Origin of the sequence: Nisaea acidiphila, assembly GCF_024662015.1 — a bacterium.
Classification (GTDB): domain Bacteria; phylum Pseudomonadota; class Alphaproteobacteria; order Thalassobaculales; family Thalassobaculaceae; genus Nisaea; species Nisaea acidiphila.
In genome coordinates this window covers 774,436-796,229 of the sequence record NZ_CP102480.1, presented here as the reverse complement: position 1 = coordinate 796,229, position 21,794 = coordinate 774,436, and the positions used below count along the sequence as shown (strand labels likewise).

20 protein-coding genes and 1 tRNA gene are annotated in these 21,794 nt (G+C 60.0%); 7 read left to right on the top strand and 14 right to left on the bottom strand.

Annotated features, from left to right (window positions below; genetic code table 11):
- Positions 1–52: 52 nt before the first annotated feature.
- Positions 53–139 (top strand) — tRNA-Leu (locus NUH88_RS03810).
- Between the two features lie 115 nt (positions 140–254).
- Here the strand turns inward: NUH88_RS03810 and NUH88_RS03805 are convergent.
- The 6 genes from NUH88_RS03805 to NUH88_RS03780 form a co-directional block, all read right to left on the bottom strand.
- A complete protein-coding gene (locus tag NUH88_RS03805) occupies positions 255–971 on the bottom strand; it encodes a hypothetical protein (RefSeq protein WP_257770069.1) in 717 nt (238 codons plus the stop codon).
- Between the two features lie 66 nt (positions 972–1,037).
- Positions 1,038–1,883 (bottom strand): C1 family peptidase, encoded by an 846-nt coding sequence (locus NUH88_RS03800; protein ID WP_257770068.1) that lies wholly within the window; start codon positions 1,881–1,883, stop codon positions 1,038–1,040.
- A gap of 1 nt (position 1,884) precedes the next feature.
- The gene (locus NUH88_RS03795; protein WP_257770067.1) at positions 1,885–2,829 is read right to left on the bottom strand and encodes a trypsin-like serine peptidase; all 945 of its coding nucleotides are present in this window, start codon (positions 2,827–2,829) and stop codon (positions 1,885–1,887) included.
- 67 nt (positions 2,830–2,896) lie between these two features.
- Positions 2,897–3,640, bottom strand: coding sequence for a hypothetical protein (locus NUH88_RS03790; protein ID WP_257770066.1), 744 nt, complete (start codon positions 3,638–3,640; stop codon positions 2,897–2,899).
- A gap of 118 nt (positions 3,641–3,758) precedes the next feature.
- A complete protein-coding gene (locus NUH88_RS03785; protein ID WP_257770065.1) occupies positions 3,759–4,559 on the bottom strand; it encodes a helix-turn-helix transcriptional regulator in 801 nt (266 codons plus the stop codon).
- A gap of 127 nt (positions 4,560–4,686) precedes the next feature.
- A complete protein-coding gene (locus NUH88_RS03780) occupies positions 4,687–6,210 on the bottom strand; it encodes an AfsR/SARP family transcriptional regulator (protein ID WP_257770064.1) in 1,524 nt (507 codons plus the stop codon).
- Between the two features lie 452 nt (positions 6,211–6,662).
- Here NUH88_RS03780 and NUH88_RS03775 point away from each other — a divergent pair, with 452 nt between their 5' ends.
- The 3 genes from NUH88_RS03775 to NUH88_RS03765 all read left to right on the top strand — a co-directional run bounded on the left by NUH88_RS03775 (position 6,663) and on the right by NUH88_RS03765 (position 10,072).
- Positions 6,663–6,794, top strand: coding sequence for a hypothetical protein (locus tag NUH88_RS03775; protein WP_257770063.1), 132 nt, complete (start codon positions 6,663–6,665; stop codon positions 6,792–6,794).
- 83 nt (positions 6,795–6,877) lie between these two features.
- On the top strand, positions 6,878–7,873 hold the full coding sequence (locus tag NUH88_RS03770) for a phosphatase PAP2 family protein (protein ID WP_257770062.1): 996 nt from the start codon (positions 6,878–6,880) through the stop codon (positions 7,871–7,873).
- 39 nt (positions 7,874–7,912) lie between these two features.
- Positions 7,913–10,072: a S8/S53 family peptidase gene (locus tag NUH88_RS03765; RefSeq protein ID WP_257770061.1), complete on the top strand. Its 2,160-nt coding sequence runs from the start codon at positions 7,913–7,915 to the stop codon at positions 10,070–10,072.
- 90 nt (positions 10,073–10,162) lie between these two features.
- On the opposite strand, the gene NUH88_RS03760 is transcribed toward NUH88_RS03765, so the two are convergent.
- On the bottom strand, positions 10,163–10,399 hold the full coding sequence (locus NUH88_RS03760) for a ChiQ/YbfN family lipoprotein (protein ID WP_257770060.1): 237 nt from the start codon (positions 10,397–10,399) through the stop codon (positions 10,163–10,165).
- 354 nt (positions 10,400–10,753) lie between these two features.
- Between NUH88_RS03760 and NUH88_RS03755 the strand changes: the two genes are divergently transcribed.
- Complete coding sequence (locus NUH88_RS03755; protein WP_257770059.1) at positions 10,754–11,986, top strand: hypothetical protein; 1,233 nt, start codon at positions 10,754–10,756, stop codon at positions 11,984–11,986.
- A gap of 7 nt (positions 11,987–11,993) precedes the next feature.
- On the opposite strand, the gene NUH88_RS03750 is transcribed toward NUH88_RS03755, so the two are convergent.
- From NUH88_RS03750 to NUH88_RS03740, 3 genes are read right to left on the bottom strand one after another with little or no spacing between them, the layout of a single operon-like run.
- On the bottom strand, positions 11,994–12,872 hold the full coding sequence (locus tag NUH88_RS03750; RefSeq protein WP_257770058.1) for a DMT family transporter: 879 nt from the start codon (positions 12,870–12,872) through the stop codon (positions 11,994–11,996).
- Positions 12,869–14,131, bottom strand: coding sequence for a TIGR04372 family glycosyltransferase (locus NUH88_RS03745; protein WP_257770057.1), 1,263 nt, complete (start codon positions 14,129–14,131; stop codon positions 12,869–12,871). Before NUH88_RS03745 ends, NUH88_RS03750 begins: the two co-directional genes overlap by 4 nt.
- Positions 14,132–14,142: 11 nt before the next feature.
- Positions 14,143–15,204, bottom strand: coding sequence for an NAD-dependent epimerase/dehydratase family protein (locus tag NUH88_RS03740; protein ID WP_257770056.1), 1,062 nt, complete (start codon positions 15,202–15,204; stop codon positions 14,143–14,145).
- 203 nt (positions 15,205–15,407) lie between these two features.
- Between NUH88_RS03740 and NUH88_RS03735 the strand changes: the two genes are divergently transcribed.
- Complete coding sequence (locus NUH88_RS03735; protein WP_257770055.1) at positions 15,408–16,217, top strand: IclR family transcriptional regulator; 810 nt, start codon at positions 15,408–15,410, stop codon at positions 16,215–16,217.
- Between the two features lie 34 nt (positions 16,218–16,251).
- Here NUH88_RS03735 and cysE read toward each other — a convergent pair whose 3' ends face one another.
- The 3 genes from cysE to NUH88_RS03720 form a co-directional block, all read right to left on the bottom strand.
- Positions 16,252–17,070 carry a serine O-acetyltransferase gene (gene cysE, locus NUH88_RS03730; RefSeq protein ID WP_257770054.1) on the bottom strand — a complete coding sequence of 273 codons (819 nt, stop codon included), beginning with the start codon at positions 17,068–17,070 and terminating at the stop codon, positions 16,252–16,254.
- A 119-nt stretch (positions 17,071–17,189) separates the two neighbouring features.
- The gene (locus NUH88_RS03725) at positions 17,190–18,236 is read right to left on the bottom strand and encodes a permease (RefSeq protein WP_257770053.1); all 1,047 of its coding nucleotides are present in this window, start codon (positions 18,234–18,236) and stop codon (positions 17,190–17,192) included.
- Between the two features lie 52 nt (positions 18,237–18,288).
- Positions 18,289–18,609: an ArsR/SmtB family transcription factor gene (locus tag NUH88_RS03720; RefSeq protein ID WP_257770052.1), complete on the bottom strand. Its 321-nt coding sequence runs from the start codon at positions 18,607–18,609 to the stop codon at positions 18,289–18,291.
- Between the two features lie 183 nt (positions 18,610–18,792).
- Here NUH88_RS03720 and NUH88_RS03715 point away from each other — a divergent pair, with 183 nt between their 5' ends.
- Positions 18,793–20,286 carry an alkaline phosphatase family protein gene (locus tag NUH88_RS03715; RefSeq protein WP_257770051.1) on the top strand — a complete coding sequence of 498 codons (1,494 nt, stop codon included), beginning with the start codon at positions 18,793–18,795 and terminating at the stop codon, positions 20,284–20,286.
- Between the two features lie 5 nt (positions 20,287–20,291).
- Here NUH88_RS03715 and NUH88_RS03710 read toward each other — a convergent pair whose 3' ends face one another.
- On the bottom strand, positions 20,292–21,686 hold the full coding sequence (locus tag NUH88_RS03710; RefSeq protein WP_257770050.1) for an MATE family efflux transporter: 1,395 nt from the start codon (positions 21,684–21,686) through the stop codon (positions 20,292–20,294).
- Positions 21,687–21,794: the final 108 nt, after the last annotated feature.

The window sequence follows — 21,794 nt, the reverse complement described above, 5'->3', positions numbered from 1 at the left end:
GATTGACCGCCCAAGCGGTTTGGCTATGATGCGCGCTCCTCGCCGAGGCGGGGCCCCTGTGGCGGAATTGGTAGACGCGGCAGATTCAAAATCTGTTTCCGGTAACGGAGTGGGAGTTCAAGTCTCCCCGGGGGCACCATACTTCACTTCTCGCGAAGCCTTCTGGTGGACACGGCGGCAGATAAGAAAAGGTACGGCGCCGAAGACACCGTACCGAGTTTCTCGGGTCAGGGAGGCCCAATCAGGAACAGCTTTTATCTTCCTGCTTTCGGTCGTTCCTTCAGCGCACTGGCGGTTTCGGCAAAAAATGTCGTGGTTGTGGTCACCATGGGGTGCAGTACCGCAGTCCCACCAGCCACCAAACCGGCGGTCAGGAAAATATCGAGAGACGTAAACAGAGCCCCCTGCATGGAAGCGTAGTCGCCGGAAAGCTCGAAGACCCCGCCAAGAACTCTTGGTCCGACAGCCGAGACGACAAGTGCGGCGGCCGTTGCCACGAGTATCGTGACCTGGCGGGTTCGAGCCCGATAGCGTTGAAGGGCTATACGAGAAATCCGGATCGTCTCATCCAGGGCTGTCGTATCGCCGCCTTTCAGCCGCAGTGCCTCCATATCCTCCGAGAGCGACTCGATGGATTTTTGGAGGGCTTCCCGAACGGGTTGGCGCCAAACCTTCACGTAGACGTCGAGGGCCCTCTCAAGAATTGCAGCGACGATATAGAGAATGCCCAGTTGGGAGAGAAACGTGCGGAAGGGCCCGTCCGCCGCTTTGTCTTTAGGGGTGAACTCGCTTATGGCCCAGAATTCGCCGTCCGGCGCGTCATTCAGCCCGTTGATGCCGTACAAGCAAACGACGATTCCGATTGCACTGACCAGCATCGCGTATTGTCCGAAACTTGGTTCATTGGGTGCGGTCCCGACTCTCTGCGATAGATCGGTCAGCCTCTTCGAGTCCGGGTTCGTACCTTGCATCTTTCAACTCCTCTTCAATCTCCGGCCCTTAGTCGTTCAAGAAAGCTTATTGAAGGCAAAAGGTCCTTACATCAGCGCCCCATACGCTTCGGTAAAGGCCGCCTGAACATACGTGTCCGTCGCCCATGCAAAGCCGGAATCGCCCCAATCCGGGCCCCAGCTGTTGCGGATGATGAAGCGATCGCGGTCATATCCCACCAAACAAACTGCATGACCTTGCCCGGCAGAGCCTGGGACGTAGTCGGCAAGAACCTGATTGTTTTCGAACAAGCCGAACCACTGATCGTCGACATCCAAGCGGGTCAGTATTGGCCCGTTGCTGGCGATCCAAGATCGCCAGTCGGTCAAGTTGTTGCCGAGGTTGAAATAGCCGCTGATACGGAACTGCGCCGCTACAGTAAAGAACACGCTGATATTGTCGCGGGAAAGGTCCCCATTCATAGGGAGCATACTTTCCGGTACGCATCCGAACTTCTGCGCGACGCCAAGGGCGAGTTTCGTCGATGTTCCCTCGCGCTCCAGAAAGGTGGTCGGATATCGCGTGAATGCATCGGTTTCCTTGTTCGCCATCCATATGAAGCGAGGCGAGGGGCGTTCTTGGAAGTTGTCCCGGTTTATCAGTCCTTTATGTGCGTAGAGCCATCGCAGCACGCCATCGGCAGTTGCGAAGCCGACGCACGCACCGGAATCCTCCTGGTTGCCAACAGACCACCAATCGGCCCGAAGATCGCATTCTTCCGGAATCGGCCGCCCGTTATCTTTCTGTAGTGGACGACCTGATATATGTGCTTCCCAATTCTGAGCATCCAGCGCGTCCTGGATGCCCCAGTCGGTTTCCGTGCTGCGTGATTCAACGCAGTTCAGGACCAGATTTTGGCGCTTCGTTCGGATATTTTCGGAGATTCGGGTCATCTCAGCCTCGCGGAATCTTGTCAACGAATGCACTGGCTTTTGTGGCAACTTCCCTGCCCTCTGAATTCAGCTCTCTGTTGCTTCGGAAACATCCGTTTCGGCTGTCGGTATGGTAGTCTTGGGCTCCGCGCACGAGGATGCCCTCAACCAGACCATCTCTGTTGAGCACCGCCGACCCGGAATTGCCGCCATAGGTGTCCAGATTGGCGAGCAACCATGGGTCGTCTCGGCGGATCACGATCGTATCCGGGCCAAAAGCGATTTTGACCGGCAGACCGCTCGGATAGCCGATCACACCGATGTTGCTGCCGATGCCTGCCTCACCGCTGACGCGAACCTTCATCGGCTCGGCATCCGGAGCGGTCACTGGACGGTCAAGGCGTACAATCGCGTAGTCGCCATCTTCCGAAAGGTCATGCGCGATAAGCTCTCTGCCGAAGTAAACCTGATCGTCCCGGAACGCGGTGGTTCCAGGGTCGGTCGCGGTTTGGGCCCTGAAGCCAAAAACGTAGGCCGTGTTTGTCACGGAGTCGGCGCTTTTATTGCAATGACCCGCGGTGACGATGACGTCCGGGCCGACCAGAAAGCCGGAGCACCAGCCCCCTGTATATTGATGCCCGAAGCGTTCTCCCGAGCATGCCGGCAGTGCCACTCCCGTCGTAGGATCCGGGCGCTCGAAACTTTCGACCCGAAGCTCGTAAGAGCCGTCCGTCTGCTTTGTTAAATTGCTTCTGTCGGTCAGAATAACGGTCGAGGCGATCAGTTTCCGCAGGAGTGCGGCGTCGACCTGCACATCGGCGAGATTATGCACGTCGCGGCGATCATCTTCCCCATATAGAACGCGGTCTAGTGGGTTCGTCGACGTCGGCTGATGCCTTGCATCCGTTCCGGAATGATAGATTTCGGCAATTTCGGACTCTTTTGTCTTGTTTTCTGTTGGAGTCATGTCTTGGTTCCTGCTCGTTTTGATAATAATTAGTATTTCAAGAGACTATTTTTTTTCGTTTCCTGATTTAGGCGGAGACGCATTTCCCGAGCGCGACGGCTAATTTTTCGAGATTTATTTTGTTTCTCGTTTTGAGTGTCGCGTCTGATTTTTCAAGTTGAGTGTTGGCTGTTGTTCTGATGTTCTCGAGAACTTTGGCGTATGACACGTCTTGTGACGTCGCAAGCCAGGCGCCAATCAGCTTCGATTCGATCGAAGCGACTGAGTCCGAAACCAGTACGGCGGCAGCGGGGTCATCCGGGCTTGTTTTAAGATCAATCCCGGCGACCGATCTCCTGGTCGTTGAAGAGACGCACCGGAGCTGCTGAATCGAGGTGAGAAGTAGTTTTTGCTTGGCGGCGGGGCTGGCATACGCGTTCACGGTCTGGATGCCACCGGCAAAAATGCCGCTGCCTAGAACCAGATCGGTATGAGCGTCGAACGTTAGACCAACGGCGCCGACGACTGCCGCCGCGATCGTCGCTAGATTGTAGGTGCTACGTTCGATACCGAGTTTTTTGGCATCTTCAATGTAATTTTTTTCCAGTGACGAAATATAGCAGAGCTGGTTTTCCGTCTCGGAGACGGCCGGACATGTAAATGGCAACGGCTTTTCTTCAATATGCGGCAACATTACCGTGCTGCATCCACTGAGCATCACAGATGCGCAGATCAAACCTGCAGCCATTTTCTTTAGGCGGCGTGGCTGTCGGGTGGACGTGCCGTCTTTCGCCGATTGAATTTCTATCTTGTTTGTATCAAGGCTGATCATCGGGGTTACTCCTTGACTTGAACCCTTCCCTGGTAGCCAGGGCCGCGAATGAGTTTGTTCTTGGATTGCAATTCATTTTCGGAGCACGCGCGTCCCCCGGCTGGGGGACCTGCTTGCTTTAATTGTCCCGGCGGTTCCCGGAGTCGGCGCTGTCTGGCAGGGAAAGCATGTGTGCCAGCCGAACAAGCTGGGCCCGGTTATGGGTCCCGGTCTTGTCCATGATGCGTTTTACGTGGGTGCGTACTGTTTCGCGGGACACATGACGACGGTCGGCGATCCCTGCTGTGTCGAGACCCTCCGCGATCAAGGCCGTTATCTCTGCTTCCGCTTTGGTGAGGCCGAACATTGCCGTCAGACCGCCGATCTGGACCCCGCTTTCTCGCGCGGGGTCGAGGATATAAAGGACGGCAGCACCTTCCGGTCGCGCGAGGTCCGTGTCGGAATCGTCAAGCGGTGCGATTTGGACGAGAAATGGTGGTGCCCCGGACGGTCGCGGGATCGGAACGATCGTGTATCGGCTCTGAGTGCCGTTTTTTTCGTTCAGCGCGTTTTCTATTCCGTCACGCAGAAGGGCTGCATCTGTTGTTCGGGCAACGGTCGGGCGGCCTTGGCTGTCGATGCTCAGACCATCGCCCAATTCAAGGATTCTGTCTGCTTCACGGTTGCAGAGGAGCGTGATGCCGGACGCGGAAAGGACAATGATGCCCATTTTCATCTGATCGAGCGTTGAGGCCATGGCGGCAAACTGCACTTTCGCTACGTGAGAGAATTCCGGAAGATCGGTCGTGAGGGGCGTTTGTTCGGCAAGACGCATGTCGCCGCTCGGCACTAGGAGAACATTCGGAGCGGTCGGATACCGTTCGGCGCCCGGTGGCGGCAACGGCGCGCCTCTGTAGGCGGTGAAATCGATCAAGCGCATGACGGGGCCCTCCCTGCGGATCTGTGAAGCCACTGGGAGCAAGTTGATGCCACCGCCGTTTACCGGTCGTGGACTGGACGTCTACAAACCGTGAATAGTCGGTGAAAAGGTCTTCAGAAAGACCGTTCTAGGAGAAGTCCGGGTCATTCTGCGCGAGCAAGCCTGCCGATTTCAGAGCCGCACTCGGATAGGACGGTTCACGCATCTTGCGGATCGAGAAGTCCGGCTCGGATTTTCGCAGCTCTTCCATCGCTGCGATTGCTTTTTGCTTGTCCCCAAGATTGAGATAGAGAGCGGTCAGAAAACGCTGAGCAGGTTTGTAGTCCGGCTTTGTTTGCCGGACGATTTCGTTCAGATAGACGGCCTCTTCGTGCCGGCCAGCGAGGGTGGACGCGACACCGGCAAGGAAATCGATCGTGAAAGCGTAGGGACCCGGACCGGATAGCTCCCGGGCCCTTGTCAGATGGACCAGACCTTGCTCGTGGCGGCCATTATATGAGGCCGCGGCGCCGAGAAAGGCATGACCAAGTGGGTTGCCCGGCGCCAGTTCGGTGCTTCGCTCGGCGAGTTCTTGGCCTGCATGGAATTCTTGCAGAATGAAGCTGTGGACATATGAGGACAACGCGAGGACATACGCGTTGAGGGGCGCTAATTCGATCGCTCGCCTTGAAAGTGCACGAACTTCTTCCGAAACGAGGCCAGGATCGTAATTGTGCTCGCCGACCAGGAATGTTCGCAAATACGCTTTCCATGCCAGAGTGAGCCCGTTCATGTCCTGTTCGAGTGCTGTGTCGAGAAGGGCGTCTGCCTCCATTAGCTCGTCGCGTCCGAGTTGAAACATCTTCTGGATGGCATCGAAACCAAACGTGAAGGCATTCTCCATGTTGCGGTCGGAACCGAGGTTGCGGAAGCAGTAAACGGCTATATCCACCATCTGATTCACGAAGCGCATCAAAGCGGTTTCGTCGCAGACTTGCTCCCCGCCGGTCGGGATGAACCGGTTTCCCGTCCACAAGATTCGGTCGGAATGAGCTTCGGAAAGCGAGGCGGAGGCTATGGCCCCATTCTGCTTCGTCAGCATGGAAACCTTCAGATTGATCCCGGGCGTATCGCGTTCTGTGGTTGCGATTTCCGCCGCTCCGCATTCCGAAACACCCTGGGCGATCGCCGTTGCGACCAGGTTGGAATAGAAATACTCCGACGAGCCGCTCAATCCGTCCGGAGGAGACACCCTCAGCCAGAAGGCGAGCCTATTGTTCCGACTGGTCGCGGCCTGAGGGGCTGGCCGCGATGCCTCGTCCAGTCGAGTCTCGAAAGCCAAGCGTTGATCGCGAAGCCAGTCCTCGAATTCAGGCTCTTTGAGGATGTCCAGATCTTCCAGAAGCAGAGGCTGGTTCGACTCGGGAAGGTTTGCTGCCCCGGCAAAATCGTAAGTGTCAATGTCGACTTCGAACCGGCCCGACTGCAATGCCACCATGGTGCTGTCGGCATGCACGCAGTCAGCGTCATCACCTAAAGCGACGCGGATGCGCCGGAGAGCGGTTCGTAGGTTTTGTGCTCCGTCACTGGGGCCGTTGCGGCTCCAGAACATCGACTGAAGAGCTGTGCGCGACCGGCGGTGACTTGGCGTCAATGCGAGAACGGCAAGCATTGCTCGGGCACGGCGCAAGTCCAACTGCAATTCGTTACCGTCGCCTCCAAGTATTCTAAGGGGGCCGACGACGAAGATTCGGAGCCTGGAAGCGTTAGAGGAACGTGTGCCGTCGATATTCAATTGAACCGACCCCACTGTCTTCGCCCGGCAACAGATTCTTCAAAGATCTCTGATCACTAAACAAGTGTCCGAGGGCAATTTTTCGCTTCAGGCAAAGAAAATTGTTTCTATTCGGTATCAATTATTCCGTGAATAAAGCGTGAATTCAATGCGTAAATGTGCAGGTCGTATTGAAATCATAAAATCAAATCGGCAATTTCAATATCACATTTCTCTTTTTGCGAGAGTGAAGGCGCCTTGATGCCGGCGTTCTTCAAAGCACTGCGACTGATAGATGGGGGACGAAATCATGGTGTTGGCAGGACCTTTCAACGGCGGTGGCCTCGAGAATGGCGGCGGGTTGGAAAATGGCGGCAATGGCGGCAATGGCGGCAATGGCGGAAACGGTGGCAATGGCGGAAATGGAGGAAACGGCGGCAATGGCGGTCGTCTGCTCTCTCCGGTTTCTTCCGGCGCTCTGATCTCGAACTATGACGGGATCGTCGGGCCCTGGTATCAGCCGGGACCGGGGAGAACCGAGCTTCCTGCGGACCACGCGAGCGCCATGAAGCGATGGTCGCCCCGCGTGCGAGGGTTGATCCTCGATTTTGAGTTGCTCGAAAATCTCGAATTTTTCGCCAATAGACGCGGAGAGCCTGGAGAGGCATGCGACCCGGGTGTCAAAATCCGCATCGCCAATTCCCGGGAAGAAGGCTCAGTTCCCGATAAGAAGGGGCAACTGGTGAAGCTGGAACGTCCCTCGGTCAATACGTTCCTGAATTGCCAGCTCGAATATGTCCATAACTATGCGGATCTGCGTAGGGATCGGGCTGCGGAAATCCTCTCTCAGGTTGATGGGTTCCTCGAGTTCTTCGCGGGGATTGGCTTCCTGCATCCGGAACGTACACGCTGGACTCTGGAATTGCTCGGGGCGCTCCTGAGCGCCTGCTTTGCCATTGAAATGCGGATCAAGCATTCCCTTGCTTGCAGGCGTCCGGTGGAACTGAGCGCGCAAATCAATCCAATGCTCCAGACACCGGGACACGGCACTTTTCCAAGCGGCCATGCGACCGAGGCCTTCATGGTCGCTTATGTTCTGGCGGAGCTGACGAAGGCGATGGATGAGCAGCTTTCAAAACAGATCGCCGAGACGGACGGCGAGGAGGAAGAGGCGTCCTTCAGACCCAAGCGTATCTGGCGTCAACAATTGTTGCGTCAGGCTGCACGGATATCGGTCAATCGTGTGATCGCCGGCGTTCACTACCCGGTCGACAGCGCTGCGGGGCAAGTGCTGGGCAAGAGAATTGCAGACTATTTCCTTCTCCGGGCTCGCGGAGGAACCGCGGAGTTCGAGAGCTGGAAGTTTGTCGGAGACTGCTTCGGCAGCATGGATTTCGATTGGCGGGACATCGATCGAATCCTGACCGGCACAGCATGCCAAACCCCGTTCCTGAATATCCGAGGAAAATGCGTCATTCACGGCAGGAGCCCGGGACCGAACGATCCGGCAGGACCTCTGAATTGGCTTTGGGAAAAAGCCTGTTCCGAGTGGGCCATTTAGAGCGTGACCCGCACATCGACCTGCGATGGGAGCTGAAGAATGACAAGCGAATGGAAGTATAAGGACTTGCCTTCTGGTGCCTGCGCGAACCTTCAGAACCACTGGCTACAGGAATTGTCGGATGACTACCGACCCGTGCTGGTTTTGTTGCGGCTTACAGCCCCCATGGCGGAAGAGGTGCTGCGGTCCTATACCGAGAGGTACGCTCAAGGAGCTGTTCGAGCGCCTGCGGCAACCAAGTCCGCAGGCAAAGGGGATGAGTTTTCCCAACAAGTTGTGATGTCCCACGATTCATACACGCAGTTGAAGAGTTTCGTTGAGGAAAAGAGCGACGGCAGTCTTGATCTCTTGGTGGTGCTTGGGCGCGAAGGATACCGGTCTCTGCTCAATCGGGCCGAGCGGCCTGAGAGCGGCATATCCATAGTCGATTTCGGAGTCGGACTGGATCCGCGGACAGTCGGCACGGGTTCCATCGTTGAAGAGAAATCCGAGGACAGGGGGCGTGCGCTTGATGGAGACGAGGTGATCGTCGCTATCGTGGATGACGGCATCGCTTTCGCGAATGATCGATTTCGCCGGTCCGAGACTGAAACGCGGTTTGAGTATTTCTATGCGATGGACACCGAGCGGCGAAACGATAGCCCGCACACGATTATCGGCCAGCCGATCGACAAGTTAGAAATCGACGAACTGCTCAGGCTGCATGAGGGCGACGAGGAAAGAGTTTATCGTGCATCCGGCTTGATCGATTTTGGCCGGCCGGACAGCACGACCCGCTACGGTCGATCGGCCCCACAATCGCTCATGTTCGCCCGGACCCATGGGACGCATATTTTGGACGTCGCTTCGGGTTACGATTGGCGTAATCCGGAAGACCTCACTATCGCCCGAAAGCGGCCGCTCATAGGCGTGCAGCTGCCTGCAGCCGCCGTAGCCGAAACATCGGGCTCCGGTACGTCGGTCTACTTGCGAAAGGCGCTCCAGTATATCGGGGATAGAGCGATCGATTTGTCCAGACGGGCACCGCCCAAGGCGGATGGATCGGTCGCGTGGTTGCCGCTGGTCGTGAATTTCAGTTTTGGTATCTCTGCCGGGCCACTCGACGGGGGCGGGCCGGTCGAGCGTGAGATTCAGAATTTTATTCGCTACTACAAGAACAAAACCGGCGAGAGTGCCCTATGTCGCGTCGTCTTGCCTTCCGGCAATTCCTTCCACAGCCGCTCCGCTGCGCGGATGAAAGTCATGGAACTCGATCCCGAGCAGACATTGAAATGGCGGCTTAAACCGGATGATAGAACCGCCAGTTTCGTCGATATCTGGCTCCCCGAAAAGGGCACATCTCGGGGCGAGAACGAAGGTTGCATCCAGGTTTCCCTGGAGCCGCCGCGAGGCGGTCCGAAGCAAACTTTCTATAGCCAACCCAACAAGATGTTGGATTGGGTCGTTGACGGTGTTGTCATGGCCCGCATTTATCACCGGCTCGATATGCGAGGACCCGGGCGCATTCGGGAAAATGTTCTCATCGCTGTGCGTGGGACGGAGCCCGAGATTGGGAATGAGCCGGTCTGCCCGTCTGGGAACTGGCGCGTCCGAATTGCGAGAAGCGGGGGCTGCGACGATCTTCGCGGCGATGACCTAATCGAACTCCGGGTACAGCGTGACGATCCCCGCCTCGGTCAGCGGCCCAAAGGCCGTCAGTCTTACTTCGACGATGCCGCTTACGAAAAATACGACCCGGTGTCCGGACGATTGCCAAAAGGCGGCGAACTCGATGGCGAACATGTCAGCCGCCGAGGTTCGTTCAACGCTTACGCGAATCTTTGCGATATCGTCGTGGTAGGGGGATATCGCCGCAGTGATGGAGAGCCGTCTTGGTACACTGGATCCGGTCCGACGATGGTTCGTACCGGACCGGACTTAGCTGCTGTCAGCGAAGAAAGCCCATCCCACATCGGGGTAATTGCTTCTGGAACCTTCAGCGGATCCGTTTTTGCTCAGAACGGCACCAGCGTAGCGGTTCCAGCAAAGGTTCGAGCATTGGCGAATGAAATGGCGCCGGGGGGCGATGATTTTGGAGACTATTGTGCCGAAAATGGTCCTCATGGGCCTTATGGAGAACTCGATCAGGCGCGCCTCGGCAATTGCCGTTTGCATGCTCCGGCTCCCCCAAATCATCGACGGCGGATCGAGCCTGAATAACCTTTCGTCAACGGGTGACGTAGAGGTGCAAAAGCTTGAAGGCCGTCAACGGGACGGATCTGACGTCCGTTGGTTGCAGGGCAACCTCGGCTACTTCAGAGCCTCGGCGGCGTTCAGGAAAGACTGGCAGGCCTCTTCCTTCGACTTGTCGCCTTCCGCTTCCTTGATGCAGCTCTGATATTGCTCCACCAGCTTCAACCGTTGGCGGGCGACCTCCTCCTGGGCCTCGTAGGCGCTCTTCTGGGCCTTGGCGGCGTCCTCCGACGGACTGGAGCAGCCGGCGAGCAGTCCGGCGAGCAGGATCGAGACGGTAGTGAACTGGCGCATGACTTGGAGCTCCATCGCGATGGTCCGGAATTGTCCCGAGTTGATCCTTAGAGTTGCCGCCATGTACATGTTTGGCAAGTCCGCGAATGCAACTCTCCGATATTCCGGCGAAAGGCCGGAAGTCTGCCCCGCGCAATTCCTTATTCTGGGAATGGAAATAAGTTGCGCCGGGCTGTCGTGGTTTCTTTTGTTCTAGAATGGCTTAGCGTGCGGTTTAGCCGGCTGTCTCACACTATGAAGGTGCGTGGTAACGATTCATTAACGTGATCATGGTCACATCGGCCTAAATTCTTGCAAAAACAGCGAATTTTTGCGGTAATCAAGGCTACCGCCCAATGCTCGGGGTGTCGCCACATGGCGAACAATATTAGTGTCGCGCAGACATTTGAACGGCGAGGAACGACGGTGCCTTTCACGGCAAACGAGTCGTTGCGCCACGCGCGCGCCCGGGTTTACGAGCATGGCAAGGACCGGGTTCTGGAAGCCGTCGTGCCGAGTCTCGGCGGGGGGCGCCGGGGCGAGCTGATGGTGGTTCCCTGGAAGGACCTCCCCGATTTCGTGCAGTTGAACGAGCGCGACCTGCAGCTCCATGAAGGCATTCCTGGCATCGTCGGAAAGAACGGCATCGACCCGCTCCAGGTGCGCGAGCTCGTGAACAAGGTCAACGCGGTCCATTCTGACGACCCAGACATCCGCGCCCAGGCGCAGGCTCAGGCGCGGCAGGACGGGGAGGACAAGGAAGTCGTCCGGATGTCCTGCATCGCCCAGCTCATGCGGGAATGCGGGATCGAACGCGGCGATCCGGTGATGGCGAACGCGAATACGAAAACTCTCGTGGAACTGATGACCGCCGAAGAGTCCAAGGCGCATTTCGATCTGGAGATGCTGATCGACCGGGTCTTTCTTTTCGCCTCCCAGCGCAGCGGTGTGAGCGTCGAGAATGTGCGCGACTGGCTGGAGCCTCTGGTCGGCCTGATCACACCGTTCGGAACCGTGAAAGGCACCCAGACAGACCGCACCAACGGGCACCTTTTCCTCGAGCACGTGAACCTGATGGAGTTCCGCAAGTCGGTCGCGGCCTATCTGGATCAGAAGCCGGACGAGTACGGCGCGACGGCCGAGGTTCTGCTCCAGGTGATCGATCAGACCATCATGTATGTGGACGAGCGCATCGTCACACTGGACTCGCTGCTCGGCAGCTTCGCCAATGTGTTCGGCAAGCAGGACGCCAATGTCTCCTACCTGATCAAGCTGCGCCGCGACGTCGCCTTCGCGCTCGATGGCTGGACTGCGCTGATCGATCGCTGGACGGAGGCGGACGCGGAGGATTGCAAGAAGGCGGGCAGTACCGAGCATCGGGATATGGCGGTCGCCTATGTGATGAATTTCCTGCCGATCATTCCCCACCGCGAACTTTATCCGGATGATGGTTTCGACACGCAGGCCAGCATCGAGCGGGCCCGGGTCAAGATCGTTGCCGCCATGCATTCCTGGTCGACCGAGGCCCTGGACGTGGAACTCGCGCGGCGTGTCGAAAAGGGCCAGCAGCAGCGCGAAGAGGAAGAGGCGGGGCGCCTGATCTCCTGACGCGGCGTCAGGCCGGCTTCCTCTGCGGCAGGACCACGAGCGCCACGCCGCCCGCTGTCACCAGAATGCCGAGCCCCGCAAGCAGACTGATCTCCTCCCCGAACGCGATATAGGCCATCACGGCGGCGGTCGGCGGCACGAGATAGAACAGGCTCGCGACCTTTGTTGCCTGTCCATGTTTGATCAAGAGCATCAGCAGCGAGTAGGCGCCGAGCGAAACCGCGATGGACAGCCAGAGAAAGGCGCCGACGAAGGCCGGGGCCCAGACGATCTCCATACTCTCGAACAGGGCGGCCGCGGCGAGTGTGACCAAAGACCCTGTCCCTGCCATGATCGCGTTGCCGGTCAGCAGGTTCATTTCGGCTGCGTTGCGCTTCTGGTAGAGCGTGCCGAAACTGATCGAGAGGAGGGCCAGAACCGAAAGGCCGATGCCGATAAACGTAACGCCCTCGATGCTCATCTGATCCGAAAGCACCAGCACCATGCCGGCGAAACCGGTGACGCAGCCGGCCCATTGCCGGGCGCTTGGCGGCTCGCCGAGAAAGAGCCCGGCGGCGATCGCCGTCAGCACAGGCTGAAGACCCGACACCAATGCGACGAGCCCGGACGGCATCCCACCATGGATCGCGACGAAAACGCTCGAGAGGTAGAAGGCGTGCAGGAAGAGCCCGACGACGGCGATATTGTGCCAGGATCTGATCGAACGCGGCCACGGCGCTTTTACTGCGAGCGCGATTATTGTGAATATCGCGGTCACAAGGGCAAAGCGGGCACCGAGGAAGGTAAATGGTTCGACATGGGCGACGCCGAACTTCGCGGCGATAAAGGCCGAGCTCCAGAGGAGCACGAAAACCATGGGCGCGACGACCTGGAAAAACATGCTCATTCGAGGAAATTCGGGTTCGCCGATTGGTTCGCGGCAGACAGCCGGGTCCAGGGAAGGGCATAGCCGAACTGCGTTGGGCGGGCACTGAGTGAAGCGGGATCCCGAGGGTGGCCGATTTCTGTCAGGAAGCTCTGGTAAGCGCAGCCGATTTCCAGAAACCGCCGGTCGAGGTCATCCGCTTCCGCCGGCTGCGAACCGAGGGCTTCTTCCATATCCCGGACAGCGGCGAGGATCTCGGCGGGAGTATTGTCCTGGGCTGTGAAACCGCACTGCCCGACACTGGCGGAGTCCGATCGGATGGCGACACCCTTTTCCAGCATGGCGGGCAAGCTGGCGGGTACTCCCTCGTTCGTCCGGTAGGATTTGAACAGGAGCCGGTCGCGAGGATTCATCCACATGCTGCACTGGAGCACGCCATTGACCATGAGTTGGGGGGTTCCGAGGATGCGGAACACTGCCTCCGGCCCGGAAGAGCAGGTAATGCCGAAATGTGCGCGGGCAATCAGACCGGGGTCGAGCAGATCGGAATAGTCAGGTTCTTTCCAAACCTCCACATAACGGGGAGCTTTGATGGACGCGGGTACCGTTCCATCGACGCCGAGCCTCAGGACCCAGTAACCCCGATCCAGAAGATGGAGGAGGGCCGTTTCGTAACTGGCGATATCGGCGGTGCGATAGAAGTGCACCTCTTGGTCGGCCATGTAGTTGCGGTCCCGGACATTGAGAACCACCACCTTGTCCGTATCTCCGACCCCGAGCCGGGCGAGGAAGGTATCGACTTCATTGCGAACTGACGGCGGCAAGGCCATGTGGCGCGGCTGGCGCCCGGTGTGACTAAGGAGTTTGATGTAATCGTCAAGCACTCCCGCCGGACCGCGCTGGTACCAGGTAAAGCCGCCTTGCGACAGGATACCCGCATCTACATGACCCATGATCATGATGCCGGGCTCGTCCGTCTCCACGATTTTGAAGTGCGGTTCGATTACGGCGCGGACACCGCGGCTGTGCGGTGCAACGGAACTGAGCGGAAACAGGAGCACCATCCGGTCCTTCTCGCCGCCATAGAGTTCCCAGATTGCATGAGGTTCCATGGCGATATGGCCGATCCGCCAGGCAAGCGGCATGATATGCAGAACCGGGTTACGACTTCCCGCCAGATGCGGGCCGACGATTTTGATGAGGCGGGTGACGCGTTCCGGGTTGAACAGGTCCCGCAACTTCGCTTCATCGATCCGGTTTCTGGTATCTCCAGCCGACACGGTCAGTCTTCCTAGGAAAGTATGGGCGCAAGCGCGTCGCGCTCGGCGTTGAGCCATTCGAAGATCTCGTCGAGCAGGTCGTCGAGAGCCCGCTTCGGTGCCCAATCGAAGGTTGTCATTGCGCGTCGCGCATCGGTCACGAACCAGGGGATGTCCGCTGGGTTGGTGTCGGGGCGCGCGCCCACTTGCAGACTTTGTCCGGTGCGTGACTCGCAGGCTTCCGTCAGCTCACGGAGCGAGGTCGAGGTGCCGGACCCGCCGCCCGCGTTCCAGAGCCCCTGCACGGCGCGCGGCAGGTTGTCCAGCTGGCGGGCGATGAGATCGTAGAGATCCGCCACATGCAGCACGTCGCGAACCTGATGGCCGTGCCCGCCGAACCCGTTGTAACTGAGAGAGCCGCCATAGAGGTGGCGTGCTGCCCAGAGCACCATGAAGCCCTGATCGACCCTGCCCATCTGCCATGGACCGGCGAGGACGCCGCAGCGGTTGATGATGGCCCTGAGGCCGAAGGCGGCCCTGTATTCCTCGATGAATTGCTCGGAGGCGAGTTTGGTCGCGCCATAAAGCGAGCGGTGACCGTCGAGCGGGAAATCCTCTGCGATGCCGTGCTCGGACCAGCCGGTCCCTTCCGCTCCCGGATGGAGGATCAGTCGCTTCTCGCCGGCTTCGAGCGGCAGGTCGCGCAGCGGTGTGATGGGATAGACCCGGCTGGTTGAGAGAAAGACAAAGATCGCGTTATGGCGCCGTGCGGCTTCCAGGCAGTTGAGCGTTCCACGCAGATTGGTATCCAGCAGGTAAGAGGGGCTCCCGGCATAGCCGGCCTGCACGGACGGCTCGGCGGAGCATTCGAGAAGCAGATCCATCGGGCCAAGCGCGGCGATATCTTCCGGATCGCGGATATCGGCATGCTCGAAGCGGATGCCGGCGGCTCTGAGGCGGGGCAGGTTCAGTTCGCTGCCGCGGCGTTTCAGGTTATCTGCCGCGACGATTTCGGCGCCCGGATTGTCCCGTTTGAAAGCCAGAGCAAGAGCCGATCCGGCGAAGCCGGCGCCACCGGTGACGAGGATACGCATTTGGATTTCTTCTGCTCCCGGGCTCCTGATCATCCGGGCTTAGCGCAGCCCGTCGAAGGGAGCAAATGCAAAGGGGAACCATTCATTCCAAAAATGCAATTGTATCCCACCATGCGGAAACTTAGAATGACTCAAAAGCGGATGATGGCGAAAAGTCACGCCAGGGTAAATTGTATACAAAGCCAGGGAAAGAAACCGGACACATGACCGCACTTCCGAAGCGATCGGATGCAGAACGGTCAGGCCAGATCCAGTCAGTTGCGCGGGCGATCAGTGTGCTGAACGCGCTCGCGGCGGACGAGGACGGCATGACTCTGACCGAGATAGCTCACACCGTCACATTGCCGCCGTCAACCGTGCACAGGCTGCTGACGACCTTGCAGCAGGAGCGCTATGTCCGCTTCGATACCGAGCGCGGCGCCTGGCAGATCGGCGTCCAGTGTTTCGCTGTCGGCAATGCCTTTCTGCGCACGCGCGACCTTGTGGCCATCACCCGCCCCTATATGCGGCGCCTGATGGAAGAGAGCGGGGAAACTGTCAATCTGGCGGTCCGGGACCATGACGAGATGGTCTATTTGGCGCAGGTCGAATGCCGGGAGATGATGAGGGCATTTGCGAAGCCGGGTGCCCGTGTGCCGATCGCGGGATCCGCCGTCGGCAAGACCCTGCTCGCGCGCCTGCACATGGACGAGGTCTCCAAGCTTTTGGCGCGGGTCGGAGCGGAGCACAGGACGCGCCGCACGATCGACGCGCTGCCGCGTATGGAAGCGGAACTCGATCGTGTCCGGCAGGTCGAATTCGCGATCGACAACGAGGAACATTCGGTCGGACTGCGCTGTGTCGCCTCGGCCGTGTTCGGTCACCACAGTGAACCGCTTGCTGCGATCTCGATCTCCGGCCCGACGGCCCGGATCACCGACGACCGGATCGACAAGCTCGGCAAGATCGTGACGTCGGTCGCCAAGGAGGCGACGGCCGCCCTCGGAGGGATCTGGCCGAAAACAGCGACCTGAGCGCTTTCGCGCTCAGGTCCTTCGAAGTGAAGTGTCAGTCGTATTCTTCGGCCAGGAACTGCTGGTTCATGGAGAGCGCGGGCTGATCGCAGCCGGCGGTTCCGACCTTCTTCGCCGGAACGCCGGCGACGGTGGTGTGCGGTTCGACGTCTTTCAGCACGACGGAACCCGCGCCGACCCTTGAGCATTCGCCGACCTCGATATTGCCGAGGATTTTCGCGCCCGCGCCGATCATCGTGCCGCGGCGGACCTTCGGATGCCGGTCGCCGGTCTCCTTGCCGGTGCCGCCGAGGGTGACGGCGTGCAGCAGCGAGACCCCATCCTCGACCACGGCGGTCTCGCCGATGACAAGTCCGGTGCCGTGATCGACCATGATGCCCTTGCCGACCGTGGCGGCCGGATGGATGTCCACGCCGAAGACGCTGGCAATGCGGCTCTGGAAATATTTGGCGAGATATTCCCGTCCGTGGCCCCAGAGCCAGTGCGAAATACGGTAGGCCTGCAGGGCGTGGAAGCCCTTGAAGTAGAGGAACGGCTCCAGATAGCTGGTGCAGGCGGGGTCGCGCTCGTAGGTGGCCGAGAGATCGGCCCTGGCTGCCTCGCCGATCGTCCGGTCGGACAGCACGGCGTTGTGCACCACCTGATAGACAGAGAGATCGCTCATCTCCGTTCCGCCGATCTTTTGCGAGATCAGGTAGGAGAGGGCGTCTTCGAAGGTCTGCTGGTCGAGCACGCTCGCATGCATCCAGCTGGCGAGCGCGGATTCCTGTTCCGCCCAGTCCGCGGCGTCCTTGAGCATGTCGCTCCAGACCGGGTCGAGGACCGCTTTCGGTCTCGGGTTGACATCCACCATTCAGTCCTCCCCGCCGTCTCGCGGCGTCCGTGGCTGCCGGGCCTTCCAGAAGTCCCGGCGGTGTCAGCTTAGGTAAGCACGACGCTTGCTGAAGCAATATCCGGCCGGATGCAAGGATATCATGCCGAAATCGCAAGATAGAGCGTAAATCCGTAGGCGGCGGCGAGCGAGCCCAGCAGCCCGAGGGCGAGATACCAGGTAAAGACACCGCCTCGCACCAGGGCGAAGACCGCCATCGAGGCCGGGATGCTGGTGATCCCGCCGGCGATCATGAAGGCAAGTCCCGCGGCAGGTGCCATGCCGAGGTCCATAAGACCGCCGACGAGCGGGATCGCTGCATAGCCGTTGAGATAGCTCGGCACACCGACCAGAATGGCCGCCGGAACGGTCCACCATTCGCCGCCGCCGAGATAGGTCGCGATCTTGTCCGCCGGGACATAGCTCACCATCAGGCTTTCGATGACGAAGGCGAGGGCCAGCCATTTCAGCAGGAAAAGGCCGGTCGTCCTGGCCTCGCCGCCAAATGCCGCGCGCCGTTCCCGGTCCTTCCAGAAGGCCCAGACGATCTTCTCGTTCTTCAGCGCGCTGGTTCCGCTGCAGCCGCAGCTTTTGGTCAGTTGCGGGCGCAGGGCGTCCGAGAACGCGCCGCCCTTGACGAGCATGTGCGTCGCGAAGCCTGAGACAGCGCCGATACTGAAGGCGGCGACCATCTTCGCCACCGTGAACTCGAGTCCCATTACCGGCAGCATCAGGATGAACATTTCCGGGTCCATCAGCGGCGAGGCGAGCCAGAAGGCCATCACCGGGGCGAGCGGCACGCCGGCGCCGAGCAGTCCGGCGATGATCGGCACGACGCCGCAGGAGCAGAAGGGCGAGAGCGCGCCGAAGGCGGCTGCAAGCAGGATCGCCTGGGCCGCATTGCCGGAAAAGGCGCGGCCGATCTGGTGATCGAGTCCGCTTGCTCGGGCGAAGGCGGCGACGGCAACCGAGACCGCGAGATAAGGCGCGATATGGATCAGGGCGTCGACCGCAAAGCGGGCGCTCTCGGGCACTTGGGCCGGGGCGAGGAGGGCGAGGGCGGCGAAGACCAGGGCGATGGCGATCCAGACCCGGTCGATGCGGCCAATTCGAAGCGAAAGGGAACGTGTCAGTTCTGCGGTGGTCATGATCTTGTCCCGTGTTTCCAGAAATGTCGAACTATCGACGCAAATAAAAAGTTCAGGCTTCTTCCTGCTCTTCCATCGGCACGACATCGAGGCCGCTGCAGCATTCCGCGCAGAGATAGGCGACAAGCTGGTCGGCCAGCTCGAAATTCGCCGTGCAGCGCAGCACCCGGCCTTCCCGCTCCTGGCGGGCAAGCCCGGCCCAGACGAGATGCGAGATGTGGTGCGAGAGGGTCGATTTCGGGATGTTCAGATGTCTCTGAATGTCGCCGACGGACACTCCCTCCGGGCCCGCTTTGATCAGGAGGCGGAAGGCCTCCAGCCGATGCGGGTTGCCGAGTTCGGACAGGCATTTCGATGCGGTTTCGATATCCATGATCGCAATCTAGGGCGTCCGGAGGAAGCTGTCAACGAATGTTCTAGATTTATCGAACTGTTATATTTACGCAACGCAATCGCCGCTTTTCGTCACACAGCTTTCATGCGGTGGCGTCTTGCCGGAGGGGGAAGGAGGGAAGAGAATGCGGCGCTAAATGCCGATTGTGGATGAGGGTATGTGATGTCGCGGCCGCGTTTTCTCTTTGTGCTTTTCGACGGGTTGCGCCGTGACATGGTCCGGGCCGACACGGCGCCGGCGATCCACGGTTTTCGGCAATCCTGGACGGATTTCCCAAACAGCGCTTCGGTCTTTCCCGTGGAGACGCGGGTGCAGGTCTCGAGCTTCGTGACCGGATCCTTCCCCGGTCAGGCCGCGCTGCATCCGGCGGGCGACAACCAGCGTCCGGGCCATGGCATCATGGGCAACAGTTTTTACGATCCGGCGCTCGGCTTCGACGGACCGATGGATACCTCGGACGACGCGAAGATGGCGGCGGCGGCAGAGCATTACGGTCGCCTTCAAGGTTCCCGCAATATCGGCGAGATCCTGCATGAGGCGGGGCGGAGATATGCCGTGGTCACCACCGGCAAGATCGGTAATGCCCGGCTGCTGAACCTCAATGCGGCAGCGCAGGGCCAGCCGGTCTTCTCGATCTGGGGCGCCGACATTTCCAGTCCGGCCGCGGAGTTCGACAAGGTGATCGAACGCTTCGGCCCGGTGCCCGAACAGCAGTTTCCGAATGTCGCGGTGATGGATTACGCGGCCTCCGTCCTGCTCGACGAATTCATTCCGAAGCACGATGCGGATATTCAGGTGATTTGGTTCAACGAACCGGACCTAAGCTTCCATTACCGCGAGATCGGCTCGCCCGAGAGCCTCGCGGCAATCAAGGCGGTCGATGATGCCTTCCGCCGCATTCTCGACTGGTGGGAGAAAGAGGGCAGGGACGAAGGCTGGCAGATCGTCGCCGCGTCAGATCACGGGCAGATTACGGTTACCGGCCAGATCGATGTCGCGGACGAGTTGACGAAAGCCGGCTTCCGGGTCGGCAATGCGATCGGCGGCGATGTCGATGTCGTGGTCAAGCGTAGCTATGCGGGCGGGATCAGCATCCGCGACCGCAATCCGGAGATGACCGAGCAAGTCTTCGACTGGCTGACGCAGCAGGATTGGTGCGGGCTGGTTTTCAGTCGCGAGGAGCTGAAAGGCGCGCTTCTGATGAGCGCGATCAATGTCTCCGGCGCGCGGGCGCCGGATCTCTACATGGTCCTGCGGACGTCGGACGGCGCGAATGCGCACGGCTATCCGGGGCTCTGCTATGCGGATAACGGCGACATCTCGGTCGGCGGCGGGATGCATGGCGGGTTGCACCAGCACGAGCTCAACAACCTGCTGACGGCAGGCGGAGACCTGTTCCGCCAAGGCCATGTGGTCGAAACGCCGACCGGGCTGGTCGATATCGTGCCGACCATGCTGGCGGCGCTGGATGTCGAGGCGCCCGCGAGCATGACCGGGCGGGTGCTTGGCGAGGCTTTCCGGATCGAGAGCAAACCGCCCTTCTGGCAGGAGATGCTGCTCCGTGCGGAGCGCGGCGACTTCGCGCAGGAGCTCCGCGTTGCGCAGGTCGAAGGGGCGCCGAACCATTATCTTCGCGGCGGCCGGCGCACCGCCTGAACCTGTCAGGAGGCGGGCGTCAGCGGCCTCAGTGCCTTCCGCATCAGGATTTCGAAGCGCAGGATCAGGGCGATACAGGCGACGGTTAGTCCGACCGCCAGGCCCATCCAGACACCGGCGCCTTCGAGCCCGTAGACGAAGGCAAGGTAGGCGCCCGCCGAAAAGCCGAAGATCCAGTAGCCAAAGAAGGCGAGAGCCGCGGGGACTGTGGTGTCTTTGATCCCGCGCAGGCTCCCGGCGCCGACCGCCTGTCCCGCATCGACGAGCTGGAACACGGCCGCGACCTTGAGGAAAGTGACGGCGAAGCCGATGGCCGCCGTGTTTTCCGGATCGCCGACGCGCAGGAAGAATCCGACGAGGGTTTCCGCCGCGAGCCAGAAAATCACCGCGGTGAAGGCGGCCACGCCGACGCCGAGGGTCGTGGAGGTCCGGCCCGCGAGCAGAGCATCCGCCATCCGCTGGCGGCCTGCGGCCAGGCCGACGCGGATCGTCGCCGCCTGGCTGATGCCGAGCGGGATCATGAAAACGAAGGCCGAGCATTGCAATGCGACCGCATGCGCGGCGAGCTGGTCCGGCCCGAACAGGCCGACCATGAAGGAACTGGCGGCGAACAGTCCGGCTTCGGCCAGAACGGTCAGCCCGATCGGCACGCCGATCTTCATGATCTCGATATAACGGAGCCAGTCCGGGCGCCAGAAACGGCCGAAAAGATTGTAGCGCCGGAACTGCCGGTCGGTGACGACGAACAGAGTCTGTCCGAACAGCATGAAGCACTGCACGATCACGGTCGCGGCGGCAGCGCCGACCAGTCCGAGCGCCGGCGCGCCGAAATTGCCGAAGATCAGCGCATAGTCGGCGAGCGCGTTCACCCCGATGGAGAGGATCAGGATCACCATCGCCGATCGCGGCCGGGAATGCGCGGTGACGAAATTCCGGAGCACGGTGAAGCACATCAGCGGGATCAGGCCCCAGAGTGCGACCCGCGTGTATTCCGCCCCTTTTGCCGCAAGCCATGGATCCTGGCCCATCGCCCGCATCAGGTCTTCGGCGTTCCACAGCAGTGCCATGCAGGGTAGGCAGAGGCTGATCGCGACCCAGAAACCCTGGCGCAGCGTGCGGCGCACGCCGCGCAGGCGGATCGCTCCGATCTCCTGGCTGAACATCGCCGCGGTGGCGGCGAGCAGGCCGATGCCGAAAAAGGTCATCGGGAATACGAGGGAGGTGGCGAGCGTGGCGGCCGCCAACTCGTCCGGCCCGAGCCAGCCGATCATGATTACGTCGACTGTGTTGAGCGCAATTGTTGCGATCTGCGTCAGCACCAGAGGCCAGGCGAGCTTCAGCGTCGCGGACAGCTCATTGCGCCACGGCGAACGGACAGGGGAGGCTTTGGAGAAGGACATGGAACAAGCTCAGACAGGAGAAAGGCACGAATTTCGATGGGCGCGGGCCGCGTCGAGCGGCCGCGTCAGGCGAAGAGTCGTGCCGATAGAGCCTGAAGCAGAATATCC

Excerpts from the sequence above, each read along its gene's own strand:
- NUH88_RS03805 (WP_257770069.1), bottom strand. The coding sequence starts at position 971 with ATGCAAGGTACGAACCCGGACTCGAAGAGGCTGACCGATCTATCGCAG.
- NUH88_RS03800 (WP_257770068.1), bottom strand. The coding sequence starts at position 1,883 with ATGACCCGAATCTCCGAAAATATCCGAACGAAGCGCCAAAATCTGGTC.
- NUH88_RS03795 (WP_257770067.1), bottom strand. The coding sequence starts at position 2,829 with ATGACTCCAACAGAAAACAAGACAAAAGAGTCCGAAATTGCCGAAATC.
- NUH88_RS03790 (WP_257770066.1), bottom strand. The coding sequence starts at position 3,640 with ATGATCAGCCTTGATACAAACAAGATAGAAATTCAATCGGCGAAAGAC.
- NUH88_RS03785 (WP_257770065.1), bottom strand. The coding sequence starts at position 4,559 with ATGCGCTTGATCGATTTCACCGCCTACAGAGGCGCGCCGTTGCCGCCA.
- NUH88_RS03780 (WP_257770064.1), bottom strand. The coding sequence starts at position 6,210 with ATGCTTGCCGTTCTCGCATTGACGCCAAGTCACCGCCGGTCGCGCACA.
- NUH88_RS03775 (WP_257770063.1), top strand. The coding sequence starts at position 6,663 with ATGGCGGCGGGTTGGAAAATGGCGGCAATGGCGGCAATGGCGGCAATG.
- NUH88_RS03770 (WP_257770062.1), top strand. The coding sequence starts at position 6,878 with ATGAAGCGATGGTCGCCCCGCGTGCGAGGGTTGATCCTCGATTTTGAG.
- NUH88_RS03765 (WP_257770061.1), top strand. The coding sequence starts at position 7,913 with ATGACAAGCGAATGGAAGTATAAGGACTTGCCTTCTGGTGCCTGCGCG.
- NUH88_RS03760 (WP_257770060.1), bottom strand. The coding sequence starts at position 10,399 with ATGCGCCAGTTCACTACCGTCTCGATCCTGCTCGCCGGACTGCTCGCC.
- NUH88_RS03755 (WP_257770059.1), top strand. The coding sequence starts at position 10,754 with ATGGCGAACAATATTAGTGTCGCGCAGACATTTGAACGGCGAGGAACG.
- NUH88_RS03750 (WP_257770058.1), bottom strand. The coding sequence starts at position 12,872 with ATGAGCATGTTTTTCCAGGTCGTCGCGCCCATGGTTTTCGTGCTCCTC.
- NUH88_RS03740 (WP_257770056.1), bottom strand. The coding sequence starts at position 15,204 with ATGCGTATCCTCGTCACCGGTGGCGCCGGCTTCGCCGGATCGGCTCTT.
- NUH88_RS03735 (WP_257770055.1), top strand. The coding sequence starts at position 15,408 with ATGACCGCACTTCCGAAGCGATCGGATGCAGAACGGTCAGGCCAGATC.
- cysE (WP_257770054.1), bottom strand. The coding sequence starts at position 17,070 with ATGGTGGATGTCAACCCGAGACCGAAAGCGGTCCTCGACCCGGTCTGG.
- NUH88_RS03725 (WP_257770053.1), bottom strand. The coding sequence starts at position 18,236 with ATGACCACCGCAGAACTGACACGTTCCCTTTCGCTTCGAATTGGCCGC.
- NUH88_RS03720 (WP_257770052.1), bottom strand. The coding sequence starts at position 18,609 with ATGGATATCGAAACCGCATCGAAATGCCTGTCCGAACTCGGCAACCCG.
- NUH88_RS03715 (WP_257770051.1), top strand. The coding sequence starts at position 18,793 with ATGTCGCGGCCGCGTTTTCTCTTTGTGCTTTTCGACGGGTTGCGCCGT.
- NUH88_RS03710 (WP_257770050.1), bottom strand. The coding sequence starts at position 21,686 with ATGTCCTTCTCCAAAGCCTCCCCTGTCCGTTCGCCGTGGCGCAATGAG.